Annotated in this window: 17 protein-coding genes and 1 riboswitch; of the genes, 10 read left to right on the top strand and 7 right to left on the bottom strand. The window is 73.9% G+C overall.

Annotated elements, in window-relative coordinates; translation table 11 throughout:
* Positions 1–143: 143 nt before the first annotated feature.
* A complete protein-coding gene (locus tag ABTZ17_RS02425; protein ID WP_502994577.1) occupies positions 144–1,946 on the bottom strand; it encodes an MDR family MFS transporter in 1,803 nt (600 codons plus the stop codon).
* Positions 1,947–2,238: 292 nt separating this feature from the next.
* Here ABTZ17_RS02425 and ABTZ17_RS02420 point away from each other — a divergent pair, with 292 nt between their 5' ends.
* Complete coding sequence (locus ABTZ17_RS02420) at positions 2,239–3,027, top strand: ABC transporter ATP-binding protein (protein ID WP_352193602.1); 789 nt, start codon at positions 2,239–2,241, stop codon at positions 3,025–3,027.
* On the top strand, positions 3,024–5,594 hold the full coding sequence (locus ABTZ17_RS02415; protein WP_352193601.1) for an ABC transporter permease: 2,571 nt from the start codon (positions 3,024–3,026) through the stop codon (positions 5,592–5,594). The genes ABTZ17_RS02420 and ABTZ17_RS02415 overlap by 4 nt, the downstream gene beginning before the upstream one ends.
* A gap of 138 nt (positions 5,595–5,732) precedes the next feature.
* On the opposite strand, the gene ABTZ17_RS02410 is transcribed toward ABTZ17_RS02415, so the two are convergent.
* The 3 genes from ABTZ17_RS02410 to ABTZ17_RS02400 are packed head-to-tail and all read right to left on the bottom strand — an operon-like array spanning position 5,733 to position 8,426.
* Positions 5,733–7,376: a DUF2079 domain-containing protein gene (locus ABTZ17_RS02410; RefSeq protein ID WP_352193600.1), complete on the bottom strand. Its 1,644-nt coding sequence runs from the start codon at positions 7,374–7,376 to the stop codon at positions 5,733–5,735.
* A 14-nt stretch (positions 7,377–7,390) separates the two neighbouring features.
* Positions 7,391–7,954: a hypothetical protein gene (locus tag ABTZ17_RS02405; protein ID WP_352193599.1), complete on the bottom strand. Its 564-nt coding sequence runs from the start codon at positions 7,952–7,954 to the stop codon at positions 7,391–7,393.
* Positions 7,947–8,426, bottom strand: a complete 480-nt coding sequence (locus tag ABTZ17_RS02400) for a SigE family RNA polymerase sigma factor (protein WP_352193672.1) — start codon at positions 8,424–8,426, stop codon at positions 7,947–7,949. Before ABTZ17_RS02400 ends, ABTZ17_RS02405 begins: the two co-directional genes overlap by 8 nt.
* Before the next feature lie 243 nt (positions 8,427–8,669).
* Between ABTZ17_RS02400 and mfd the strand changes: the two genes are divergently transcribed.
* Positions 8,670–12,203 (top strand): transcription-repair coupling factor, encoded by a 3,534-nt coding sequence (gene mfd, locus ABTZ17_RS02395; RefSeq protein ID WP_352193598.1) that lies wholly within the window; start codon positions 8,670–8,672, stop codon positions 12,201–12,203.
* 127 nt (positions 12,204–12,330) lie between these two features.
* Here the strand turns inward: mfd and ABTZ17_RS02390 are convergent, their stop codons facing one another.
* Together ABTZ17_RS02390 and ABTZ17_RS02385 are read right to left on the bottom strand one after the other, a co-directional pair.
* Positions 12,331–12,522, bottom strand: coding sequence for an antitoxin (locus ABTZ17_RS02390; protein ID WP_502994576.1), 192 nt, complete (start codon positions 12,520–12,522; stop codon positions 12,331–12,333).
* An 80-nt stretch (positions 12,523–12,602) separates the two neighbouring features.
* A complete protein-coding gene (locus ABTZ17_RS02385) occupies positions 12,603–13,487 on the bottom strand; it encodes a hypothetical protein (RefSeq protein WP_352193597.1) in 885 nt (294 codons plus the stop codon).
* Positions 13,488–13,832: 345 nt separating this feature from the next.
* Here ABTZ17_RS02385 and ABTZ17_RS02380 point away from each other — a divergent pair, with 345 nt between their 5' ends.
* From ABTZ17_RS02380 to ABTZ17_RS02365, 4 genes are all read left to right on the top strand, one after another.
* Positions 13,833–14,537 (top strand): hypothetical protein, encoded by a 705-nt coding sequence (locus tag ABTZ17_RS02380; protein WP_352193596.1) that lies wholly within the window; start codon positions 13,833–13,835, stop codon positions 14,535–14,537.
* Entirely contained in the window at positions 14,534–16,066 is a 1,533-nt protein-coding gene (locus tag ABTZ17_RS02375; protein WP_352193595.1) for a serine/threonine-protein kinase, read from the top strand. The genes ABTZ17_RS02380 and ABTZ17_RS02375 overlap by 4 nt, the downstream gene beginning before the upstream one ends.
* Positions 16,067–16,244: 178 nt before the next feature.
* The gene (locus ABTZ17_RS02370) at positions 16,245–16,877 is read left to right on the top strand and encodes a SurA N-terminal domain-containing protein (protein ID WP_352193594.1); all 633 of its coding nucleotides are present in this window, start codon (positions 16,245–16,247) and stop codon (positions 16,875–16,877) included.
* 67 nt (positions 16,878–16,944) lie between these two features.
* Positions 16,945–17,934: a nucleoside triphosphate pyrophosphohydrolase gene (locus ABTZ17_RS02365; protein WP_352193593.1), complete on the top strand. Its 990-nt coding sequence runs from the start codon at positions 16,945–16,947 to the stop codon at positions 17,932–17,934.
* 46 nt (positions 17,935–17,980) lie between these two features.
* Here ABTZ17_RS02365 and ABTZ17_RS02360 read toward each other — a convergent pair whose 3' ends face one another.
* On the bottom strand, positions 17,981–19,195 hold the full coding sequence (locus ABTZ17_RS02360; protein ID WP_352193592.1) for a globin domain-containing protein: 1,215 nt from the start codon (positions 19,193–19,195) through the stop codon (positions 17,981–17,983).
* Positions 19,196–19,325: 130 nt separating this feature from the next.
* Here ABTZ17_RS02360 and ABTZ17_RS02355 point away from each other — a divergent pair, with 130 nt between their 5' ends.
* The 3 genes from ABTZ17_RS02355 to ABTZ17_RS02345 all read left to right on the top strand — a co-directional run bounded on the left by ABTZ17_RS02355 (position 19,326) and on the right by ABTZ17_RS02345 (position 23,037).
* Positions 19,326–20,606, top strand: coding sequence for a cytochrome P450 family protein (locus tag ABTZ17_RS02355; protein ID WP_352193591.1), 1,281 nt, complete (start codon positions 19,326–19,328; stop codon positions 20,604–20,606).
* Between the two features lie 201 nt (positions 20,607–20,807).
* Positions 20,808–21,860 carry a transglycosylase family protein gene (locus tag ABTZ17_RS02350; RefSeq protein WP_352193590.1) on the top strand — a complete coding sequence of 351 codons (1,053 nt, stop codon included), beginning with the start codon at positions 20,808–20,810 and terminating at the stop codon, positions 21,858–21,860.
* Between the two features lie 286 nt (positions 21,861–22,146).
* Positions 22,147–22,314, top strand: a riboswitch (cyclic di-AMP (ydaO/yuaA leader).
* A gap of 3 nt (positions 22,315–22,317) precedes the next feature.
* Complete coding sequence (locus tag ABTZ17_RS02345; RefSeq protein WP_352193589.1) at positions 22,318–23,037, top strand: transglycosylase family protein; 720 nt, start codon at positions 22,318–22,320, stop codon at positions 23,035–23,037.
* The last annotated feature ends 195 nt before the right edge of the window (positions 23,038–23,232 follow it).

Here is a 23,232-nt window from a genome sequence, read left to right as displayed (position 1 = left end):
CGGAGTGTTCCTCCCCGCTGGTCTACCCGCTGCCGGGGGTCGGGTACAACCCGGGCGCGCGGGGCGGGCGTTCGCGATCCGGTCGACGACCGCCCCGGACGGTCGGGGCCGCACGGTCTGGGCCGCACGGTCGGGTCGGGCGGTCAGGGCCGGGCGGTGCGGGGGCGGTCCCCGGCGCCGGCGGACGCGGCCGGTTCGGCGCGGTGCTCGGGCAGGACGGGGAACCGGCGCGGGGCCATGCCGAGGAGGACCAGCAGGGCGAGGACGGCGGCCGCGGCGGCCCCCAGGTACACGTGGTCCACGGCGGCCGTCACCGCGGCCCGCAACTGCTCGGCGGCGGACCCGCTCAGGCGCTCCGGCTCCGCCAGGGCGCGGGAGACCTCGTCGAGGTGGTCGGGGAGCCCGGGGGTGTCCGAGGCGGCGAGCCGGGCGGTGAGGGTGGCGTTGGCGACGGCCCCGAAGGCGGCCGCGCCCACGCTCTGGCCCACCTGCCGGCAGAACAGCACCGAAGCGGTGGTGGTGCCGCGCTCCGCCCAGCCCACCGTGGACTGCACCCCCACCATGAGCGGCAGTTGGAAGAGGCCGAGGGCGGCGCCGAGGCCCAGCATCAGCAGGGCGGGCTGCCAGGGCTCGGCGGGATGGGGGAGCAGGGGGAAGGCCGCCAGGCACAGCCCGGCCAGCACGATGCCGAGGACGGCGGTGTCCCGGAACCCGATCCGCCGGTACACGTGCTGGCTGAAGGCCGCGGAGACCGGCCAGCTCAGCACCATGGCCGACATCACGAACCCGGCGGCGACCGGGCCGAGTCCGAGCGCGGACTGGGCGTAGGTCGGCAGGAACACCATGGGGGCGACCATCAGCAGGCCGAGGGCGCCCATGGCCAGGCTGACGGCGGCGAGGGTGCGGCGGCGCCACACCCAGCCGGGCAGCACCGGGTCGGGGGCGCGGCGTTCGGCCCAGCCGGTGAACACGGCGGCCAGGGCGCCGCCGCCGAGCAGCAGCCCGGTCTGCCAGGACCACCAGGGCCAGGCCACCCCGCCCTGCACCAGGGCGAAGAGGAGCAGGCCGCCGCAGGCGAAGACGCCCGCCGAACCGGCCCAGTCGATGCGGACGGGCCCGCCGCGGGGGCGGGCCGGCTCGTGGAGGTGGCGGGCGGTGAGCCAGAGGGCCAGGGCGCCGACGGGCAGGTTGAGCAGGAAGATCCAACGCCAGTCGGCGTACGCGGCGAGGAGCCCGCCGAGGACGGGTCCGGCGAGGGCGGAGGAGGCCCAGACACTGGAGAGGCGGGCCTGGATGCGGGGGCGGTCGCGGAGCGGGTAGAGGTCGGCGGCGAGGGTCTGCACGGTCCCCTGGATGGCGCCGCCGCCCAGGCCCTGCACGATCCGGAAGGCGATGAGGGCGGTCATGCTCCAAGCGGCCGCGCACAGCAGTGAGCCGACCAGGAAGAGGCCGGTGCCGAAGAGGAGCACGGGTTTGCGGCCGAAGGTGTCCGAGAGCTTGCCGTAGACGGGCAGCGTGACGGTGACGGCCAGCAGGTAGCCGGTGAACAGCCAGGAGAAGAGGGAGAAGTCGCCGAGGTCGCCGACGATCTGGGGGACCGCGGTGGCCACCACGGTGCCCTCCAGGGCGACCAGGCCCATGCCGAGCATGAGGGCGGCGACCAGGGGACGGCCGGGGGCGGTGCGGCCGTCCCCGGTCCGGGGAGTTCCGGCCTTCTCGCCGGCGGGCCCCGGCGTGCCCGCCTCCGCGCCGCCGCCGGGGGCGTCGGTGTCGGGTGCCGCGGTGCCGTCCCCCGCCGTCCCCCCGGTGCGTTCACCCGCTCCGTCGCCGCGCTCTCCTGTGTCCACCGAGATCCTTTCACTGTGCACGCAGTTGACCCCGGACACCTTCTCACCGGCGGTCCCCGGAAGGAATCCCTGAGCCGCCGGGGTCCGAGGGGCGGACATCCCCTAGGGGATGTCCGGAGGCAGGGACAGGGGGCCCTTCCTCCCGGCGGAGGAGGTGACGGGGGATCCCCGGGCCCTTAACTGGTTCCTACGAGCAGGGGGGTGGGGCTAGCCCCCGTACGGATACGCCGCCGGGCACCAGGGTGCCCGGCATCCGCTCCGGACCAGACTGGCCGAGGCCGCGCGAGCGGAGCAGGACCGGTCGGGCGGCCATGTGGACGACGCGAGCAGACGACGTGAACGACGACGTGAGTGACGACGTGAGTACGGACGAATTCCAGAGGAGAAGACCGTGACAACGGCTGTGACCATTCCCCGGCACGGGGGTACCGGCGGACGTACGGCCGTGGCGGCGCGGGCGCGCCAGGTCGTGAAGGCGTACGGCTCCGGGGAGACCAGGGTCGTGGCCCTGGACCACGTGGACGTGGACATCATGCGGGGCCGGTTCACCGCGATCATGGGGCCCTCGGGCTCCGGCAAGTCCACGCTGATGCACTGCCTGGCCGGGCTGGACACGGTCAGCGGCGGGCAGATCTTCCTGGACGAGACCGAGATCACCGGGCTGAAGGACAAGAAGCTGACGCAGCTGCGGCGGGACCGCATCGGCTTCATCTTCCAGGCGTTCAACCTGCTGCCGACGCTGAACGCCCTGGAGAACATCACGCTGCCGATGGACATCGCGGGCCGCAAGCCCGACCGCGCCTGGCTGGAGCGGGTCGTGGAGACCGTCGGCCTGGCCGGCCGCCTCAAGCACCGGCCCACCCAGCTCTCCGGCGGCCAGCAGCAGCGGGTGGCGGTGGCCCGGGCCCTGGCGGCCCGACCCGAGATCATCTTCGGCGACGAACCCACGGGCAACCTGGACTCCCGCGCCGGCGCCGAGGTACTGGGCTTCCTGCGCCGCTCGGTGGACGAGCTGGGCCAGACCATCGTGATGGTCACCCACGACCCCGTCGCCGCCTCCTACGCGGACCGGGTGCTGTACCTGGCGGACGGCCGGATCGTGGACGAGATGTCCTCCCCGACGGCCGATCAGGTCCTCGACCGCATGAAGGACTTCGACGCGCGCGGGCGGACCTCATGACCGTCTGGAAGACCTCGGTCCGCAACTTCCTCGCCCACAAGGGCCGGATGGCGCTCTCGGCGGTGGCGGTGCTGCTGTCGGTGGCCTTCGTCTGCGGCACGCTGGTGTTCACCGACACCATGAACACCACCTTCGACAAGCTCTTCGCGATCACCTCCGCGAACGTCACCGTCAGCCCGAAGGACGCGGGCGACGGGGACGAGATGCCCGGCAGCGCCAAGCCCGAGGCCCTGCCCGCCGCCCTCGTGGACCGGGCGGCGAAGGCACCGGGCGCGGCCTCGGCCGAGGGCGTGGTGATGTCCATGGCCGTCACCGTCGTCAACGCGAAGAACGAGAACATGGGCTCCACCACCGGCGCCCCCACCATCGCGGGGAACTGGAACGACAACGAGCTCAAGTCCATGAAGATCACCTCGGGGCACGCCCCGCGCGGACCCACCGAGGTGATGGTCGACGCCGACACCGCCGACAAGCACGGGCTGAAGCTGGGCGACGAACTGCGCACCATCGCCGTGACCGGCGACACCCGTGCCAGGATCACCGGCATCGCCGCCTTCACGGTCACCAACCCCGGCGCCGCGGTGGTCTACTTCGACACCCCGACCGCCCAGCGGGCCCTGCTCGGTGCCCCGGGCGCCTTCACCCACGTCAACGTCACCGCCCGCGAGGGCGTGACCGACGAGCAGCTGAAGAAGAACCTCGCCGGGGCCCTGGGCGGAGAGTTCAAGCTTCAGACGGCCAAGGAGTCCGCCGACGCCAACCGCGCCGACGTGGGCGAGTTCCTCGACGTCATGAAGTACGTGATGCTCGGCTTCGCCGGGATCGCCCTGCTGGTCGGCATCTTCCTGATCTTCAACACCTTCTCCATGCTGGTGGCCCAGCGCACCCGCGAGATCGGCCTGATGCGGGCCATCGGCGCCGGCCGCGAGCAGATCAACCGCTCCGTGCTCACCGAGGCCCTCATCCTGGGCGTCGTCGGCTCCCTCCTCGGCGTGGGCGCCGGGGTCGGTCTCGCCGTGGTCCTGATGCGACTCATGGGCCAGATGGGCATGAACCTCTCCACCGACGACCTCACCGTCGCCTGGACCACCCCGGCGATCGGCATCTTCCTCGGCGTGGTCGTCACCGTGATCGCCGCGTACATCCCGGCCCGCCGGGCCGGGAAGGTCTCGCCCATGGCGGCGCTGCGGGAGAGCGGCAGCCCCATGGACCGCAAGGCCGGCACCGTCCGCGCCGTCCTCGGCCTGCTCCTCACCGGCACCGGCGCCGGCTGCCTCTACCTGACGGCCGTCGCGGAGAAGGCGTCCACCGGCTCCCTGTGGCTGGGCCTGGGCGTGGTCCTGACCCTCATCGGATTCATCGTGATCGGCCCGCTGTTGGCCGGGGTCGTGGTCCGGGTGCTCTCCACCGCCGTGCTCAAGCCCTTCGGCCCGGTGGGCCGGCTCGCCGAGCGCAACGCCCTGCGCAACCCGCGCCGGACGGGCGCCACCGGCGCGGCCCTGATGATCGGCCTGGCCCTGGTGGCCTGCCTGTCGGTGGTCGGCTCCTCGATGGTGGCCTCCGCCACCGACGAGCTCGACCGCTCCGTGGGCGCGGACTACATCCTCCAGTCCCAGACCGGGCAGCCCGTCATGCCGCAGACCGAGCAGGCCGTCCGCAAGGTCCCCGGCCTGGCCCACGTCACCGCCTACCGCGGCGTGGACGTGAAGGTCACCGGTACCGGCGCCGCCACGAAGGAGAACCTCTCGGTCACCGACCCCTCCTACGCCGAGGACGTGCGCCGGGACATGGTCGCGGGCAGCCACGCCGCCGCCTACGGCAAGGACGCCATCGTGGTGGGCTCCCTGTACGCCGAGGAGCACGGCACGAAGCTGGGCGACACCCTCACCGTCGCCTTCGCCGGCGGCGACACCGCCCGACTGACCGTCCGCGGCATCGCCTCCGACGACGGCAGCCTCGACAAGGGCGTCATGTACGTCTCCACGGCCACGGCGGCGCGGCACCTGCCCGCCGAGAAGATGCCGCGGCCGTTCATGCTCCTGGCCAAGGCGGCCGACGGGCAGGCCGACACCGCCTACGCGGCGCTCAAGAAGGCCGTCGAGGCGTACCCGCAGTACCAGGTCCTCAACCAGACCGACTACAAGCAGGCCCTGAAGGACCAGGTGGGGCAGCTGCTGAACATGGTCTACGGCCTGCTCGCCCTGGCGATCGTGGTCGCCGTCCTGGGCGTGGTCAACACCCTGGCCCTGTCGGTGGTGGAGCGGACCCGGGAGATCGGTCTGATGCGGGCCATCGGCCTCTCCCGCCGCCAGCTGCGCCGGATGATCCGGCTGGAGTCCGTGGTCATCGCCCTGTTCGGCGCCCTCCTCGGGCTCGGGCTGGGCATGGGCTGGGGGGCCACCGCCCAGCAGCTCCTGGCCCTGGAGGGCCTGGGGGTCCTGGAGATCCCCTGGCCGACCATCCTCGGGGTGTTCGCCGGTTCGGCCCTGGTCGGTCTGATCGCCGCCCTGGTCCCGGCCTTCCGGGCCGGCCGGATGAACGTCCTCACCGCCATCGCCACCGAGTAGCCGGTTCCCCTCGTGCCACGGGGGTGACGAGGGGACCGGCGGTACGCCGGAGGGCCCGGAACGCGTCTCGCGTTCCGGGCCCTCCGGCGTGCGTCCCGTGTGGCCCGTGCGTTCCGCGCCGCCCGTGCGGGCCGCGGCTCAGGTCCGCTTCATCAGGACGAAGCCGTGGGCGGCTCCGGCGGGGACGAAGGAGGCGTCGGGGTGCAGCTGACGGGCGTACTCCCGCGGGTCCGGTATCCAGCCCGAGGAGTTGTCCACGGCTATCCAGTCCGGGACCACCCCCTTGGTGCCGCCGATCCAGAAGACCCGGCAGCGGGAGGTGAGCCGGGCGATCGGGCCGACGTCCGCCTCCACGCTCGCCCCGTCCGGGATCCGCGCGAGCAGGGCCTCGACCTCGGTGACCCGGGCGCTCTTCTCGTAGGTGCGGCCCTCGGTGAGGGCGGCCAGCGGCAGCGAGGGCGTCAACGCCAGGGCCGCCGCGGCCACGGCCGCCGGGGCCTGCTGGGCGGAGGAGCGCAGCCAGGGGCGCGGGCTGCGCCGGGCGCGGTCCACGGCGTCCACCAGGGCCAGCGCCAGGACCGGCATGAGGACGGCGCTGTAGTGCCAGTCGGTGCCCCAGTAGTGGTCGTCCCCGGAGAGGAAGCGCCAGCCCACCGTGGGCAGGGCCACCAGCAGCAGCGGGGAGCGCAGGGCGAGCAGCCCGGTGGTGGGCAGCAGGATCCACAGCAGGGTGCGGAACTTGGTGTCCCACCCGTCCAGCGGCCCGGGACCGTCGAGCTTGGTCCAGTAGTCGTAGTCCCCGGCGGTGTTGAAGGCCGGGATCACCAGGCTGAAGATCACGAGGGCGGCCAGCAGTCCGAAGAAGGCGGTGGCCAGGGCCAGGCGGGCGGTGCGCGGATCGTTTCTCCGGGCCCGCAGGGCCACCACCAGGGCCACCGCGGCCAGGGTCACCCCCAGGTCCTCCTTGACGAGGACGAGCGGCAGCGCCCACCACAGGGCGGCCCGGTGGCGGCCGGCGAGCAGGGCCTCCAGGGAGAAGGCGAGCAGGGCCACCGCGAAGCAGATCTCGTGGAAGTCGAAGTCCACGGCCTTCTGTACGCCCCAGGACAGGCCGTAGGCGAGGCCCACCGCCAGGCCCCGGCCCCGACCGAGGAGCCGGACCGCGGCCCGGCTGACCGGCAGCGCGGACAGGGCGAACAGGACCGCCTGCGCCACGAGCAGGGTCACGGGGGTGGGGAAGAGCCGGTAGAAGGGCGCGATGAGGGCCGTGATCGGGCTGAAGTGGTCGCCGAGGATGTGGGTGCCGGGCCCCTTGAGGTCGGCCACGGGCGCCTGGAGGTGCGCGTAGGCGCGGATGGCCTGCTCGAATATGCCGAGGTCCCAGGAGAGGGTCTCCATGCGGCGGTAGCGGAGCACGCTGAGGGTGGCGTAGGCGAGGAACAGGCCCAGGGAGAGCAGCAGCGGCCCGCGGGCCGACAGCCGCCGCAGGAGCGCGGCGCTCCGGCCGGCCGGCCCGCCGTCCCGGTCCCCGTCGCGGCCGTCGGGCCCGTCCTGCCCGCCCGGTGTGCCGTGCCCGGGCCGGTGGTCGCCCGCCGGGTCGCCGGAGGTCCGCGGCCAGGGCACGGCGGCCGGCAGCACCGGGCCGGCGCCGGTGCCGGTCGTGGTGGGGGCCGTGGGGGCGGCGGGTGTCGGGGCGGCGGGGCCGCCGGTGGGGAGGGGCCCGGCGGCAGGCGGCTGCGTGGCGGCGGCCCCCTTCCCACCGGCCGGGTGGTGCGCAGACATGGGAGGTCCTCGGGTCAGCGGGCCGGGGTCGGGGAGGTCACAGGGTACGTGGGGGCGCCGTCGGAGTGCCGTCCCGTGGGGCCGGGGCCGGGTGCGAAGGGCTCGGCGCCGTCCGTCGGGCCGGTGGCGGAGGGGCCGTCCGGGCCGGTCGGGACGGAGGCCGAGGGGGTGGCGGTGCCGCCGTCGCCGGGCATCCCGAACCCGGCCCCGGTGCCCGTGGCGGGCGGGTCCGGGTAGCCCGTCCCGGACGGGGAGGAGCCGGTGGCGCTGCCGGTGGGGGTGGCCCCGTCGGTTCCGTCGGTCCCGCCGGTCGGCAGCGAGGAGCTGCCGGACTCGGAGGGCTCGCCGGTGCCGGTGGGCACCGCCGGGGTGACCGGTTCCGGGGCGGCCCGCAGCACGTCCACGCCCAGCAGTCCGGCGCCGGCCAGGACGCACACGGCGGCCGCGGCGGTGAGGGCCAGGCGGTTGCGGCGGCGCCGGGAGCCGCGGGCCGCGATGCGGGACACGTCGGCGGGGACGGCCAGCCGCCCGGCGTCGTCGGCGGCGCGCCGCAGCGCTTCGCCCAGCGGATCAGGCATCGAGGGCCTCCAGGTGGGGCCGGAGCGCGGTGCGCGCGCGGGACAGGTGGGTTTTCACGGTGCCCGCCGAGATCCCGGTCTCGGCCGCGACCTGCTCGACGGTGAGGTCGCACACGTAGTGCAGGACGGCGACCCGGCGCTGCTTCTCCGGCAGCTGCCGCAGGGCCGCGACCAGGGCGACGGTGCCGGGCCCCGGGGAGGCGGCGGGGGCGGTCCCGCCGTGTCGGCGCCAGGCGTCGGCGGCCCGGCCGCGCCGCCGCCAGCGGCTGACGGCCAGCCGCCAGGCGACGGTGCGCACCCACGCCTCCGGTCCCGCGTCCCGGCTGAGGCGGGCCCGGCGGTCCCAGGCCCGTACGAAGGCCTCCTGGACCACGTCCTGGGCTTCGTGGAGGTCCCCGGTCATCAGGTACACCTGTCCCACCAGCTGTTTCGCGGAGTGAGCGTAGAACTCCTCGAACTCCTCGACGGTCAACGACGGCTCCCGGGTCTGGACAGATCTCACGCGGTATACGCCCGGGGGCGGTGGTCCGGTTGACACGGATCCGAAAGTTTTTCCGGAGCCCGGGCGGCGACCCCGGTCGCGACCGGGGCCGGGCCGGTATTCCTTCGCGCGGGGCCGCGGGCCGCGTCGTAGGCTGGGAGGCCCCGGCCCGTACGACGTGTCGGGTCCTTCGCGTTGCCCTGCCCCCACGCCGCACCGGACGGAAACTTCCTCATGAGCCTGCACGGTCTGCTCGACGCCGTCATCCAGGACCCCGCCCTCGCGGAGGCCGTCCGGGCCGCCTCGGACGGCCACCGCGCGCACGTGGACCTGGTGGGCCCGCCCGCCGCCCGGCCCTTCGCGGTGGCCGCGCTGGCCCGCCGCACCGAGCGGACCGTCCTGGCGGTGACCGCCACCGGCCGGGAGGCCGAGGACCTGGCGGCGGCCCTGCGCTCGCTGCTGCCGCCCGACGAGGTGGTGGACTTCCCGTCCTGGGAGACCCTGCCGCACGAGCGGCTGTCCCCGCGCAGCGACACCATGGGCCGCCGGCTCGCGGTGCTGCGGCGGCTGCGGCACCCCAGCAAGGACGATCCGGCGGCCGGTCCGGTCTCGGTGGTCGTCGCGCCCATCCGCTCCGTGCTCCAGCCGCAGGTGCGGGGGCTGGCCGATCTGGTGCCGGTGGCCCTGCGGCACGGCGGCACCGCCGATCTCGGCGAGGTGACCGAGGCCCTGGCGGCGGCCGCGTACTCCCGGGTGGAGCTGGTGGAGAAGCGCGGGGAGTTCGCCGTGCGCGGTGGCATCCTCGACGTGTTCCCGCCCACCGAGGAGCACCCGCTGCGGGTGGAGTTCTGGGGTGACGAGGTCGAGGAGATCCGTTACTTCAAGGTGGCGGACCAACGGTCGCTGGAGGTGGCCGAGCACGGGCTGTGGGCCCCGCCCTGCCGGGAGCTGCTGCTGACGGCCGAGGTCCGGGAGCGGGCCGCGGCCCTCGCCGAGGCCCATCCGGAGCTGGGCGAGCTCCTCGGGAAGATCGCCGAGGGCATCGCGGTGGAGGGCATGGAGTCCCTGGCCCCGGTCCTGGTGGACGAGATGGAGCTGCTGCTGGACGTGCTCCCGACCGGGGCCATGGCCGTGGTCTGCGATCCGGAGCGGGTCCGGACCCGGGCCGCCGACCTGGTCGCCACCTCGCAGGAGTTCCTCCAGGCGTCCTGGGCGGCCACCGCGGGCGGCGGCGAGGCGCCCATCGACGTGGGCGCCGCCTCCCTGTGGGGGATCGCGGACGTGCGGGAGCGGGCCCGCGAGCTGGGCATGATGTGGTGGTCGGTGTCGCCGTTCGCCGCCGACGAGGAGACCGGCGGGGACACCCTGAAGCTGGGCATGCACGCCCCCGAGAGCTACCGCGGGGACACCGCCCGCGCCCTCGCCGACACCAAGGACTGGCTGGCCCGGGGCTGGCGGACGGTGTTCCTGACCGAGGGCCACGGCCCGGCCGCCCGGACCGTCGAGGTGCTCGGCGGCGAGGACATCCCGGCCCGCCTGCAGCCCGGCCTCGCCACGCTGGAGACCGGGCTGGTGCAGGTGGCCTGCGCCGGGCTCGACAGCGGCTTCGTGGACGCGGAGCTGAAGCTCGCCGTCCTCACCGAGACCGACCTGACCGGCCAGCGGACCGCCAGCAAGGACCTGGGCCGGATGCCCACCCGGCGCCGCAAGACCATCGACCCGCTGACCCTGGAGGCCGGGGACCACATCGTCCACGAGCAGCACGGCGTGGGCCGGTACCTGGAGATGGTCCAGCGCACCGTGCAGGGCGCCACCCGCGAGTACCTGCTGGTGGAGTACGCCCCCGCCAAGCGCGGCCAGCCCGGGGACCGCCTGTACATCCCCACCGACCAGCTGGAGCAGGTCACCAAGTACGTCGGCGGGGAGGCTCCCACCCTGCACCGGCTCGGGGGCGCCGACTGGACGAAGACGAAGGCGAAGGCCAAGAAGGCCGTCAAGGAGATCGCCGCCGACCTGATCAAGCTGTACAGCGCCCGGATGGCGGCCCCCGGGCACACCTTCGGCCCGGACACCCCCTGGCAGCGGGAGCTGGAGGACGCCTTCCCGTACGCGGAGACCCCCGATCAGCTCACCACGATCGCCGAGGTCAAGGAGGACATGGAGAAGTCGGTCCCGATGGACCGGCTGATCTGCGGCGACGTGGGCTACGGCAAGACGGAGATCGCGGTCCGGGCGGCCTTCAAGGCGGTGCAGGACGGCAAGCAGGTCGCGGTGCTCGTGCCGACCACGCTGCTGGTGCAGCAGCACTACGGCACCTTCTCGGAGCGCTACAGCCAGTTCCCCGTGGTGACGCGGGCGCTGTCCCGCTTCCAGACCGACACGGAGGCCAAGGCCACCCTGGAAGGGCTGAAGGAGGGCTCGGTGGACGTGGTCATCGGCACCCACCGGCTCTTCTCCCAGGAGACGAAGTTCAAGGACCTCGGCCTCGTCATCGTGGACGAGGAGCAGCGCTTCGGCGTGGAGCACAAGGAGCAACTGAAGAAGCTCCGGGCCAACGTGGACGTGCTGACCATGTCCGCGACGCCGATCCCGCGCACGCTGGAGATGGCGGTGACGGGCATCCGCGAGATGTCCACGATCACCACCCCGCCGGAGGAGCGGCACCCGGTGCTGACCTTCGTGGGCCCTTACGAGGAGAAGCAGATCGGCGCGGCCATCCGTCGCGAACTGCTGCGCGAGGGCCAGGTCTTCTACATTCACAACCGGGTCGAGTCCATCGACCGGGCCGCCGCGAAGCTGCGCGAGATCGTGCCGGAGGCGCGGATCGCGACCGCCCACGGCCAGATGTCGGAACAGGCCCTGGAACAGGTGGTGGTGGACTTCTGGGAGAAGAAGTTCGACGTGCTGGTGTCCACCACGATCGTGGAGTCCGGCATCGACATCTCCAACGCCAACACCCTGATCGTGGAGCGCGGCGACAACTTCGGCCTGAGTCAGCTGCACCAGCTGCGCGGCCGGGTGGGCCGGGGCCGCGAGCGCGGCTACGCCTACTTCCTGTACCCGCCGGAGAAGCCGCTGACGGAGACCGCGCACGAGCGGCTGGCCACCATCGCCCAGCACACCGAGATGGGCGCGGGCATGTACGTGGCCATGAAGGACCTGGAGATCCGAGGCGCGGGCAACCTGCTCGGTGGCGAGCAGTCGGGCCACATCGCCGGCGTGGGCTTCGACCTGTACGTGCGGATGGTCGGCGAGGCGGTGGCGGACTACCGCAAGGCGCTGGAGTCGGGCGGCGCGGAGGAGGAGCCGCCGCTGGAGGTGAAGATCGAGCTGCCGGTGGACGCGCACGTCCCGCACGACTACGCGCCGGGGGAGCGGCTGCGCCTCCAGGCGTACCGGTCGATCGCCTCGGCGGGTACGGAGGAGGACATCCGGGCGGTCCGCGAGGAGCTGACCGACCGCTACGGCAAGCTGCCGGAGCCGGTGGAGAACCTGCTCCTGGTCGCGGGGCTGCGGATGCTGGCCCGGGCCTGCGGGGTCGGGGACATCACCCTCCAGGGCAACAACGTGCGCTTCGGGCCGGTGGAGCTGCGGGAGTCGCAGGAGCTGCGGCTCAAGCGGCTGTACCCGGGGACGGTCCTCAAGCCGGCCACCTCGCAGGTGCTGGTGCCGCGCCCGAAGACGGCGAAGATCGGCGGCAAGCCGTTGGTCGGCCGGGAACTGCTCGCCTGGACCGGGGAGTTCCTCACCACCGTGCTCGGTTCCTGACGGAACGGCGGAGGCCGCCCGCGCGTCACCTCTCGGCGCGCGGGCGGCCTTGTCCCACCGGTCCCTGAAGCCCTTCCGGGACGGCTCTTCGCCGTTCCGTGGCGGCTGTGACCCCTGGAGGTCGCGACTACTTGGTCATGTCGTCGTCGATGCCCAGTTTCTGTTCCGCCTGTTGCTGGACCTTGTCGACCTGGTCGGCGTACTTGTTGCCGGTCTTCTCGTTGACCTCTTGCTCGACCGAGTCGGAGATGTCCTTGGCCTTGTCCTGCGCCTGGCCTTTGAACCTGTCGAAGATCCCCATCCGAGGGCTCCCTTCCATGTCCCGTCTGTGACGCTACGCGGCTTTCGTCCGCTCCGCTCGTCGAGACCGCCGGGCACGGGGGAAGGGTCCCGGACCGGTCAGCCCCCGCCGCCCTGGAACGTCTCCAGGTCCAGCACGTTCCCGGTGGGCGGGTCCGTGGCCACCGCCTCCCCGTACGCGGAGAGGGTCACCCCCTCCGGAGCGTCGGGGGAGACGATCCGCAGGATGTACGGCTCGCCCTCGGTGGCCACGTACACCGTGGTCGGGCGGCCGTCCTCCGCCGGGGTCGTGACCGTGAACGCCGGCCGGCCGTCCACCGTCGCCGCCTCCCCCTTGCTCGTCAGCGGGCTCGACGAGGGCACCCCGCCCAACAGCCCGTCCAGATCGCAGGTCGCGGTCAACCCGCGGGCCTGCGGGGCCTCGGCCCGCAGCCGGACCCAGCGGTCCGCCATCATCGCGATCACCGCCTCCCGCCCCGGGTCCGTCGCCCCGCCCGGTGACTGCGCCCGGTAGAAGGCGGCCCCGGCCCGGAAGTAGACGTACCGGTCGTCCTTGACCAGCTCCAACGGGCCCGCCCCCGGCACCTCCAGACCGCCCTCGCAGTGGCCCTCGCGGTCCACGGCCATGTCGAGCCGCCCGGAACCGCCGCCGCCCGTCGTGCGCCCGGTCATGCGCAGGCTGTCGGCCCCGGAGGTCGCCGCGTAGGCCCGCTCCAGGAGTTCGGGTCCCGACAGGTCGGCGAAGGGCTCCGCCGGTTCCGTGGGGGAGGGCTCCGGTGACTCCTCCGGAGACTCCTCGGGGCTCTCCTCCGGGGACGGTTCGGGACTCTCCTCCGGTGACGGCTCCTCGCTCGCGGAGACGGAGACGGAGGCGGTGACCGTGACGGTCTCCTCCGGTCCGGCCCCGTCCCCCGAGCCGCAGCCCGCCAGCCCCCACCACACCACCGGTACGAGGGCGGTGGCCGTCAGTCGTGCGATGCGCATCGGATCCCCCTGTCTCCGCGAGACGCTCCGCCCCTGGAAGTACCCGCCGGCGGCGCCCGACCACCGCCCCGCGGGCCCCCGGTGTGTCCGGATCCCGCCGGTCCGCTCCCGCCCGCCGCGACCGCCCCCGCGCGGGGCCGTACCGGGTGGAACCGAACCCGTCCGTACCCCGGACCGGGGCGGCGGCGCCGTGACCGGGAACGGTACGGTCGGTCCCGAGCGTGTCCCGAAGGCAACGGTTCGGTACAACCCCGGGTCTGTTGTCGGCCACGGTGTATACCCTCGGATCCGATCCACCGTCCCCGCAGGTCCCCCCGGCAGTCCCGGCAGTCCCCAGGAGCACCGATGCACGGCTACGGCGTCCCGCCCGGCGGGCCCCGTCACCTCCCCAGCGACCGGACGTTGGTCTCGCTGCGCGTGCTCTTCATCGCCCTGAACGTCCTCACGTGCGGCTTCCTCGCCTGGACCAGCGCCCTGCGGGTCGCCGTCGTCACCCGCACCCCGCGCAGCTGGGTCGTGTTCGTGGTGACCGTCCTGCTGAACGTCACCTGGATCGGGCTGCTCGCCGCCGACCCCGAGGACGAGGGCAGCCTGCGCACCGACATCGGCATGATCGGCTCGCTGGCCACCTCCGCCCTGATCGTGGCCTTCTACCTCTTCGAGGACATCCGCCACTACGCCGCGCTGCGCGCCGCCTCCTGGTACGGGCCCCAGGCCGGCCCCCTCCCGCAGGGCGGACAGCACCCCACCGTGCCCACCGGCTACCCGTCCGTGCCCGGCTACGGCTACCCGACGGGCCCGCAGCAGCATCCGCAGCCCGGCGGACCGGGGCAGACCACCCAGCCGCACCAGACCGGCCTCCCGCAGCAGCAGCCCGGAGCCCAGCCGCAGCCCGGCTACGGCTACCCGGCCGGCCCGCACTCCGGCCAGACCCCGCCCCCGCAGCGGCTGGGCCAGGTCCGCGCCGAACTCGACGAGCTCAGCGAGCTGCTGCACCGCGAGGAGCGGGGCCACGAGGGCGACGGCCGTCACCAGGAGCCCGGCCGGTGAGCGGACGCGTCATCGCGGACCGCTACCAACTCGCCTCCCTCCTCGGCCAGGGCGGCATGGGCCAGGTCTGGACGGCCTACGACCAGACCCTCGACCGCCGGGTCGCCGTCAAGCTCCTCCGCCCCGACAAGGTCACCGGCCCGGTCGGCGCCACCACCGCCGCGGAGATGCGCCGCCGCTTCGTCCGCGAGTGCCGGGTCACCGCGCAGGTGGACCACCCCGGGCTCGTCACCGTGCACGACGCCGGCAGCGACGACGAGGACCTCTACCTCGTCATGCAGTACGTCGAGGGCACCGACCTCGCCGGCCACCTCGCCGACCACGACCCGTACCCCTGGCCCTGGGCCGTCTCCGTGGCCGCCCAGCTGTGCGCCGTCCTCTCCGCCGTGCACGCCGTCCCGATCGTCCACCGCGACCTCAAGCCGCGGAACATGATGATCCGGCCCGACGGCACCGTCCTGGTCCTCGACCTCGGCGTCGCCTCCGTCATGGACACCGACACCACCCGCCTCACCCACACCGGCGCCCCCATCGGCAGCCCCGCCTACATGGCCCCGGAACAGGCCATGGGCGGCGCCGTCGGCCCCTACACCGACCTCTACGCCCTCGGCGTCGTCCTCCACGAACTCCTCAGCGGCACCGTCCCCTTCGCCGGATCCACCGCTCTCGGCGTGCTCCACCGCCACCTGCACGAACTGCCCGTCCCGGTACGGCGCCTGCGCCCCGAGGTGCCGCCCGCCCTGGAGGCCCTGCTGCTGCGGCTGCTCGCCAAGGACCCCCAGCACCGCCCCGGTTCGGCCCAGGAGGTCTACGAGGCCCTGGTGCCCCTCCTGCCCGCCCGCGGGGCCGCCGCCCCCGGCCCCCTCGACCCGACCCGCCCCTTCGTGCGCCCGCACGCCCCCTGGCCCGACCGCGCCGCCGCGGCCGCCCCCGCCGACACCGCCGTCCCCGTGCAGAACCCGGGCCGGACCGGCGTGGCCGAGGCCGTGGACCAGGTCCGCCGGCTCCTCGCCGAAGGCCGCCTCACCCAGGCCGTGGACGTCCTCGGCGGGATCCTCCCCGCCGCCGTCCGCCAGCACGGCGAGCACTCCCCGGTGGTCCGCTCCCTGCGCAAGCAGTACGCCGCCACCCTCATGGACGACGGCCAGTACCGCCGCGCCCTCCCCGAACTCCGCGGCCTCGCCGACGAACTGGCCCGCACCGGCGGCCCCGCCGACCCGCAGTCCCTCAAGTTCCGCTACGAGGCCGCCCAGTGCCTGGAACAGCTCGGGGAGCCCGCCGCCGCCCTCACCGAATACCGGGCCCTGCTGCCGTACTTCGAGAACCAGTACGCCAACCAGGACCGCGAACTGCCCCTCGACGTGCGCCGCCGCATCGCCCACCTGCTGCTCGCCCTCGGTGACCGCGCCGCCGCCCACGACACCCTGGCCCGGCTCCTCTACGACGCCGAACGCCTGCACGGGCCCGGCCACCCGTTCCCCGGCGAGGTGCGCCGCACCCTGCACTGGCTCGGACAGGTTCGCGGCTGACCGGCGCGGCGTGCCCCGGAACCGGGGAATTCGTTGGTCGAATCGGTGGCCCAGCCCCTGCCGAACTCCTACCATCGATCACCGCAAGGCCCTTGTGCGTCCGCGCACAAGCCCGTCCGTCGCCCGGCCACCCCCACCCCGTGGCCCCGCGCGCCGCACCCCATCCCGGGAGGCTCCTTTGCACCGTCGCACCGCGCTCTCCGTCTCCGCCGCCCTGCTGGCCGCGGCCCCCCTGCTGACCGCGTGCTCGGGCGAGGCCCGGCCCGGCACCGCGGCCGTCGTCGGCGGCGAACGCATCACGATCTCGGCCCTCCAGGCCCAGACCCGGGACGTCCGCGACGCGCAGAACCGCTCCCCGCACGGCGCCCAGCTGATCTCCGACACCGCGGGCCTGGAGAAGTACAAGCTCAACTCCATGATCCAGAGCCTGGTCCTGGACCGCACCGCCGAGAACGCCGGGATCACCCTCACCCCGCGGGACCTCCAGGAGGCCCGCAAGGAGCGCATCGCCCAGTCCGGCGGCCTCGCGGAGTTCGAATCCCTCGCCCTCCAGAAGGGCGGCCTCGCCCCCTCGCAGATCGACCGGGCCCTGCGCGACCAGCTGATCCTGGCCAAGCTCAACCAGAAGTACGGCGAGGGCAAGATCGCCGCCCCGGCCTCGGCCGCCGCCAAGCAGCTCGGCGTCAAGATCAACCCCCGCTACGGCGCCTGGGACCCGACCCAGCTCACCGTCGGACCCTTCACCACCCCCTGGATCCGCCAGGTCACCCGCCCCGAACAGGCCGCCCCCGAGGTCCAGGCCGCCGGCTGACCCCGCCCGGGGCCCGCACCGGGCCCCGCGGCGGCCCGGCCCGTCCGGCCGGAGGTAGGTTCGTGGGGTGACTGCCGCATCCGCACCCGCCGCCCCTCCGGCCGACGCCGGCCGCATCGTCCTGCTGACCACCAGCCACCGGGTCGCCCCCGGCCTGCTCTCCTGGCAGTCCTGGCAGGTGCTGCGCACCGCCGACCGCGTGCTGTGCGCGGACCCCGCCCACCCCCAGCTGCCCTACCTCCACGAGGCCGGGATCACCGTCGAGCGGGCGGAACCGGACGCCGCCGGACTCGCCGCGGCCTGCGCCGGCGGCCGCACCGTCGTCGTCCTCCTCACCGGCGAGGGCGACCGCCGCCTCACCGACGGCCTGGCCCGCCTCGCCGGCTCCGGCCGGCACACCCTCCCCGACCTCGAACTGCTCCCCGGCTCCTACGACCTGCCCGGCGCCCGCCTCCTCGACCTGGTCCAGGTCATGGACCGGATCCGCCGCGAGTGCCCCTGGTCATCCCGCCAGACCCACGAGGGCCTCACCAAGTACGGCATCGAGGAGGCGTACGAGCTCGTCGAGGCCATCGAGACCGGGGAGCGCGACGAACTCCGCGAAGAACTCGGCGACGTCCTCCTCCAGGTGGTCTTCCACGCCCGGATCGCCGAGGAGCACCCCGACGAGCCCTTCTCCGTGGACGACGTGGCCGCGACCATCGTGGAGAAGCTGGTCCACCGCCACCCGCACGTCTTCGGGGACGCGACCGCCGAGACCCCCGAGGAGGTCAAGGCGCACTGGATGCGGACCAAGGCCGAGGAGAAGCGGCGCGAGTCCGTCACCGACGGGGTCCCCCTGGGCCAGCCCGGACTGGCCCTCGCCGCCAAGCTCGCCGGCCGCGTCCGCACCGCCGACCTCGACGTCCCCCCGCCCGCCGGGCAGGGCATCGGCTGGGAACTCCTCGCGCTGGCCGCCCGCGCCGAGGCCGAGGGCACCGACCCGGAGACCGCCCTGCGGGCCGCCGCCCGCGCCTACCGCGACGCCATCCGCGCCGCCGAGGGCCTCGCGACGTAGCCCGCGCCCTTCGGCCCCCGCCCGGGCGGGTCCGTCCGCCGGCCGCTCAGGACCCTGTCCCCGGCCCCCCGGGGGCCCGACCGGACGGGTTGAGCCAGTGCGGGTCGGGCGGGGCCAGGAACCACTCGCCGAAGCCCAGCGGGCGGGGCCGGTCCGGGCCCCCCGCCGGCACCGCGTCGTAGAACACCCGCCGCGGGTCCGCGCCCAGCCCCTCCAGCAGCTCCGCCGTCTCCTCGATGAACAGCGGCGGCCCGCTCAGGTAGACGTCGTGGTCCGGCCACCGCCCCCGGTTGCCCAGGGCCGTGGCCAGCCGCGCGGTGGCCTGGTTGCGGTGCCGGCCCGGCGCCGGGGTGATGTAGGTGACCGACAGCCACGGCAGCCGCTCCTCCCAGGCGTCGATCAACGGCCGGTCGTAGAGGTGCGCGGTGTCCCGGGCCACCACGAACAGGCGGACCTCCCGGCCCGGCGGCTCCGCCGCCAACTGCTCCAGCATGGCCCGCACCGGCGCCCAGCCGGTCCCCGCCGCCACGAAGCTGATGGGCCGCACCCCGGGCCTTACGGTCATCGCCCCGCCCGCCGCGCCCAGCCGCAGCAGCTCGCCGGGGCGCACCTGCTCGACCAGCGCGGTGCTCAGCAGGCCCCCGTCGATCCGGCTGACGTGCAGGTCCAGGGTGTGGTCGGGGCGGGGCGCGTTGCCTATGGAGTAGGTGCGCCAGCGCGTGGGCACCCGCTCGCTGCTCAGGCTCAGGTACTGGCCGGGCAGGTGCGGCAGCGGCAGGTGCGGGCTGAGGGTGAGCACGGCGAGGTCCTCGCCGTAGCGCAGGTGGCGCACGATCCGGGCGTCCCACCAGGGCGGGTCCGTACCGGCGGCGGCCCCGGCCATCATGGCCTCCGCCATCACCGAGTACGCCTCCCCCCACTCCTTCTCCACCGCCGCGCTCCACGCGGAGCCGGAGGTGGCGGCGAGGGCGGCGATCAGGCTGCCGCCCACGGCCGCGTAGTGCTCCGGGCCGGCCAGGAACTTCCGGTGGTCGCGGCCCAGCTCGTGGAGATAGGGGACCACCCCCTCGTCGTCGAGGTGGGAGATCACGTGGGTGAGGGCGGCGAACAGCCGGTCCCGCTGCCGCTCCATGTCCTCGGCGGCGGCCGGGAAGAGCGCGCGGATCTCCGGGTGGTGCCGGAACAGGTGGGCGTAGAAGAACTTGACCGCGTGCTCGGCCCGTCTCTCCACCACCGCGAAGCTGCTTTTCAAGATCCTCACATCCACAGAACCGACAGTAGGAACGTCGGATCGCCGGAGGTCAAGGTCTGTCCGATCCACGGACAGCCTCCGCGAAGCCGTCATATGGGGCGATCCGCGGCCCCCGTCCGACGGGGGTTACGGTCGGGGGGTGCACGAAGAGAACCGCCCGGCCCCCGCCGCGCCCCCGGCCCCGACCCTGTTCGACTGGGAGTTCGCCACCGACCCCTACCCGGCGTACGCGTGGCTGCGCGAGCACTCCCCGGTGCACCGGACCAAGCTGCCCAGCGGGGTCGAGGCCTGGCTCGTCACCCGGTACGCCGACGCCCGGCAGGCCCTCGCCGACCAGCGGCTCAGCAAGAACCCGGCCCACCACGCCGAGCCCGCCCACGCCAAGGGGAAGACCGGCATCCCGGGCGAGCGCAAGGCCGAGCTGATGACCCACCTGCTCAACATCGACCCCCCGGACCACACCCGGCTGCGCCGGCTGGTGTCGAAGGCGTTCACCCCGCGCCGGGTCGCCGAGTTCACCCCGCGGGTGCAGGAGCTGACCGACCACCTCATCGACGGCTTCGCCGCGCGGGGCGAGGCGGACCTGATCCACGAGTTCGCCTTCCCGCTCCCCATCTACGCCATCTGCGAGATGCTCGGGGTCCCCCGGGAGGACCAGGACGACTTCCGCGACTGGGCCGGGATGATGATCCGGCACGGCGGCGGTCCGCGCGGCGGGGTGGCCCGCTCCGTCAAGAAGATGCGGAACTACCTCGTCGAGCTGATCCACCGCAAGCGGGACGACCCCGGCGAGGACCTGATCTCCGGTCTGATCCGGGCGAGCGACCACGGCGAGCACCTCACCGAGAACGAGGCCGCCGCCATGGCCTTCATCCTGCTCTTCGCGGGCTTCGAGACCACGGTGAACCTCATCGGCAACGGGTTGCACTCCCTCTTCATGAACCCCGGCCAGCGCACCCGCCTCCAGGACTCCCTGGCCCGCGGTGAATCGGACCTGCTGGCCGGCGGGGTCGAGGAGCTGCTGCGCTACGACGGACCGGTGGAGCTGGCCACCTGGCGGTTCGCCACCCGTCCGCTGACCCTGGGCGGGCAGGAGGTGGCCGCGGGGGACCCGGTCCTGGTGGTGCTGGCCGCCGCCGACCGCGATCCGGCCCGCTTCGCGGAACCCGACACCCTGGACCTCTCGCGCACCGACAACCAGCACCTCGGGTACGGGCACGGCATCCACTACTGCCTCGGGGCCCCGCTGGCCAGGCTGGAGGGGCAGACGGCCCTGGCCACCCTGCTGACCCGGCTGCCGGACCTGGAACTCGCCGTGGACCCGAGCGAACTGCGCTGGCGGGGCGGGCTCATCATGCGCGGACTGAGGACCCTCCCGGTGTCCTTCACCCCCGCTCCGACCAGCGCGAAAGCACCCTGAGTGAGCTGAAGCGGAATGCCCGGAAAGGGGGTTGCGAGCCCGAATCCGGGCAGAAAGACAACTGAACCGGATTCAAACATTCCTGACACCCCATCAGGAGTGTGACCTTTACGTGATCTGCGCTGCATCGACTTGTGACAAGCGTTCGAAGCCCGCTACGTTCACCGTCACCGCTTCGGTTCACGCGAAAGGTCCACCCTCATGCGTTCCGGGAATGGCCGCCACCGGCGCCCTCGTCAGGCACCCGCGCTCGTCGTCACGGCCGGAGTCACCGGCTCCGCACTCGCGCTGCCCCTGCTGGCCGCGACCAACGCGAGCGCCGCGTCCACCACCACCTGGGACAGGGTGGCCGAATGCGAGAGCGGCGGCACCTGGAGCGCCGACTTCGGCAACGGCTCCTACGGCGGCCTCCAGCTCACCCAGGAGATGTGGAAGGGCGCCGGGGGCCTGGAATTCGCCCCCCGCCCCGACCTCGCCAGCCGCTCGCAGCAGATAGCCGTGGCCGAGCGCCTCCTCGCCACCGACGGCCCGCACGCCTGGCCGCTCTGCGCCTCCGGCGCCGGACTGGACAAGTCCGCCCCCGCGGCCGACGTGGACCCGGGCTCGGCGGCCTCCCCGCGCCCGGTCACCCCGGCGCCCTCCCGCCCGGAGCGGCTGCCCGACACCCCGCGGACCCCCGAGCCGCCGGCGAGCGTCACCCCGAGCGCGCCGAGCACCCCGGGCACCACCCCGCCCACCGGCACCACCCCGAGCGCTCCCACCACGCCCACGGGCCCCACGGCGCCCACGGCCCCCACGACGCCGACCACGCCGACGGCGCCGACCACGCCCGGCTCCCCCTCCCTGCCCGCGACTCCGGGCGGCACCGGCACCCCCACCACCCCGGAGTCCCCGGCGACCCCGGAGAGCCCGGCGGCCTCCGGGACGGGCGCCACGGACGGCGCCGGGGACGGGGCCACGGCCGGCACGCCGAGCCCGGAGGGCTCTCCCTCCGCCACCACCCCGCCGTCCGGCGAGGGCACCGGCCGGCACCGCGGCGCCCCTGCGGACGAGACCGCCACCGGCACGCTGCCGGCCGGCGGGGCCGAGGGGGGCACGTACACGGTCAAGGAGGGCGACTCCCTCTCGCGCATCGCGGATGCCAAGGGTGTGAAGGGCGGCTGGAACGCCCTCTACTCGGCCAACGAGGGCCTCATCGGCGAGGACGCCGACCTCATCAAGCCCGGCCAGAACCTCGATCTGGCTGCTAAATAGGGGCACTTCGGACGGGCCTGATGCCCAGTTAAGGGAAGAATGTCCGTATTGATCTCGGTGAGACATGCGTCTCTTCCCGCCAACTGCCCAGGCCCGTCGTGACACTTCCGTAATATGCCCGCTCACCTGCGCAAACGCCCGCTGCGAAGGGGTGGGTAAGGGCGATTTCTCCCCGATGTCCGTCCTTGAACATCGGGGAGACCTCTGCCTACGGTCTGAACCGCTCGCCACCGCGGGCCCCTTCGACCGCATCGCCGAATCCTGCCGGCGGCCGCAGGGAACAGTCGTCGCGCAAGCGCCGAAGGCAGGAGCGGGGGACCCAAGGTAAGTGCCCGACCCGGCCGTTGAGAGACGGTCAGGAACGGCTTGGGGTGGAGCCGCGCGCCAGACGCGCGGCCGGGCAGCATCGGCCCGAACCCGACAGCTCACCTCGTAGGCGTCGGTGAGGGAGAACTCCATGCTGCTTTCGGGCAAGGGCAAGCACCGTCGCGCCGGCAAGGCCGTCCGCATCGTCACGCTCGCCGGTGTCACCGGTGCCGCCATCGCCGCCCCGCTGATGGCCGCCGGCACCGCCAGTGCCGCGACCAACGCCGAGTGGGACAAGGTCGCCCAGTGCGAGTCCGGTGGCAACTGGTCCATCAACACCGGCAACGGCTACTACGGCGGCCTGCAGTTCGCCCCGTCCACCTGGGCGGCCTTCGGCGGCACCGCGTACGCCTCCAACGCCCACCAGGCCAGCAAGGCCCAGCAGATCGCCGTGGCCGAGAAGGTCCTCGCCGTCCAGGGCAAGGGCGCCTGGCCGAGCTGCGGCGTCGGCCTCTCCCGCGCCTCCAACGGCGGCGGCGCCGAGGACTCCTCCTCCGGCTCCTCCGACTCCGGCAAGCGCACCGAGACCCGGAACGAGACCCGCAGCGAGAAGAAGCGCACCGAGTCCCGCGAGGAGACCGCGCCGACCACCCGCTCGGAGCGCCAGGCCGCCCCGAAGCCCACCGCCCCGGCGGCCCAGGGCTACAAGAAGGGCGACGGCTCCTACGAGGTGAAGGCCGGCGACACCCTCGGCACCATCGCCACCGCCCAGAAGGTCAAGGGCGGCTGGGAGAAGCTCTTCGAGCTCAACAAGGAGATCGTCTCCGACGCCGACCTGATCTTCCCCGGCCAGAAGCTGCACCTCAGCTGAGCCGGCGGCCCGCAAGGGCCCCGACGGGCGGTCCCGCCCCCCTTCCGGTGACCGCCCGTCATCCGACGTCCACCTCCGCCCGGCCCGTCGTTCTCCGACGGGCGGCTCCGCCGTACATGGCGTTCCCCACGTAATCCATGGCATCGGATTCACCGCCGATGAGGGGGCCGTCCTCGGGCCAGATCATCACGGGTA

This window comes from Streptomyces sp. NPDC097619, from assembly GCF_040302735.1.
Lineage (GTDB): Bacteria > Actinomycetota > Actinomycetes > Streptomycetales > Streptomycetaceae > Streptomyces.
This window is presented reverse-complemented; position numbering and strand designations above follow the sequence as displayed.

Coding starts and splice junctions, on each gene's coding strand:
- ABTZ17_RS02350 (WP_352193590.1), top strand. CDS start 20,808: ATGCGTTCCGGGAATGGCCGCCACCGGCGCCCTCGTCAGGCACCCGCG.
- mfd (WP_352193598.1), top strand. CDS start 8,670: ATGAGCCTGCACGGTCTGCTCGACGCCGTCATCCAGGACCCCGCCCTC.
- ABTZ17_RS02385 (WP_352193597.1), bottom strand. CDS start 13,487: ATGCGCATCGCACGACTGACGGCCACCGCCCTCGTACCGGTGGTGTGG.
- ABTZ17_RS02380 (WP_352193596.1), top strand. CDS start 13,833: ATGCACGGCTACGGCGTCCCGCCCGGCGGGCCCCGTCACCTCCCCAGC.
- ABTZ17_RS02425 (WP_502994577.1), bottom strand. CDS start 1,946: ATGTCCGCCCCTCGGACCCCGGCGGCTCAGGGATTCCTTCCGGGGACC.
- ABTZ17_RS02415 (WP_352193601.1), top strand. CDS start 3,024: ATGACCGTCTGGAAGACCTCGGTCCGCAACTTCCTCGCCCACAAGGGC.
- ABTZ17_RS02390 (WP_502994576.1), bottom strand. CDS start 12,522: ATGGAAGGGAGCCCTCGGATGGGGATCTTCGACAGGTTCAAAGGCCAG.
- ABTZ17_RS02405 (WP_352193599.1), bottom strand. CDS start 7,954: ATGCCTGATCCGCTGGGCGAAGCGCTGCGGCGCGCCGCCGACGACGCC.
- ABTZ17_RS02410 (WP_352193600.1), bottom strand. CDS start 7,376: ATGTCTGCGCACCACCCGGCCGGTGGGAAGGGGGCCGCCGCCACGCAG.
- ABTZ17_RS02345 (WP_352193589.1), top strand. CDS start 22,318: ATGCTGCTTTCGGGCAAGGGCAAGCACCGTCGCGCCGGCAAGGCCGTC.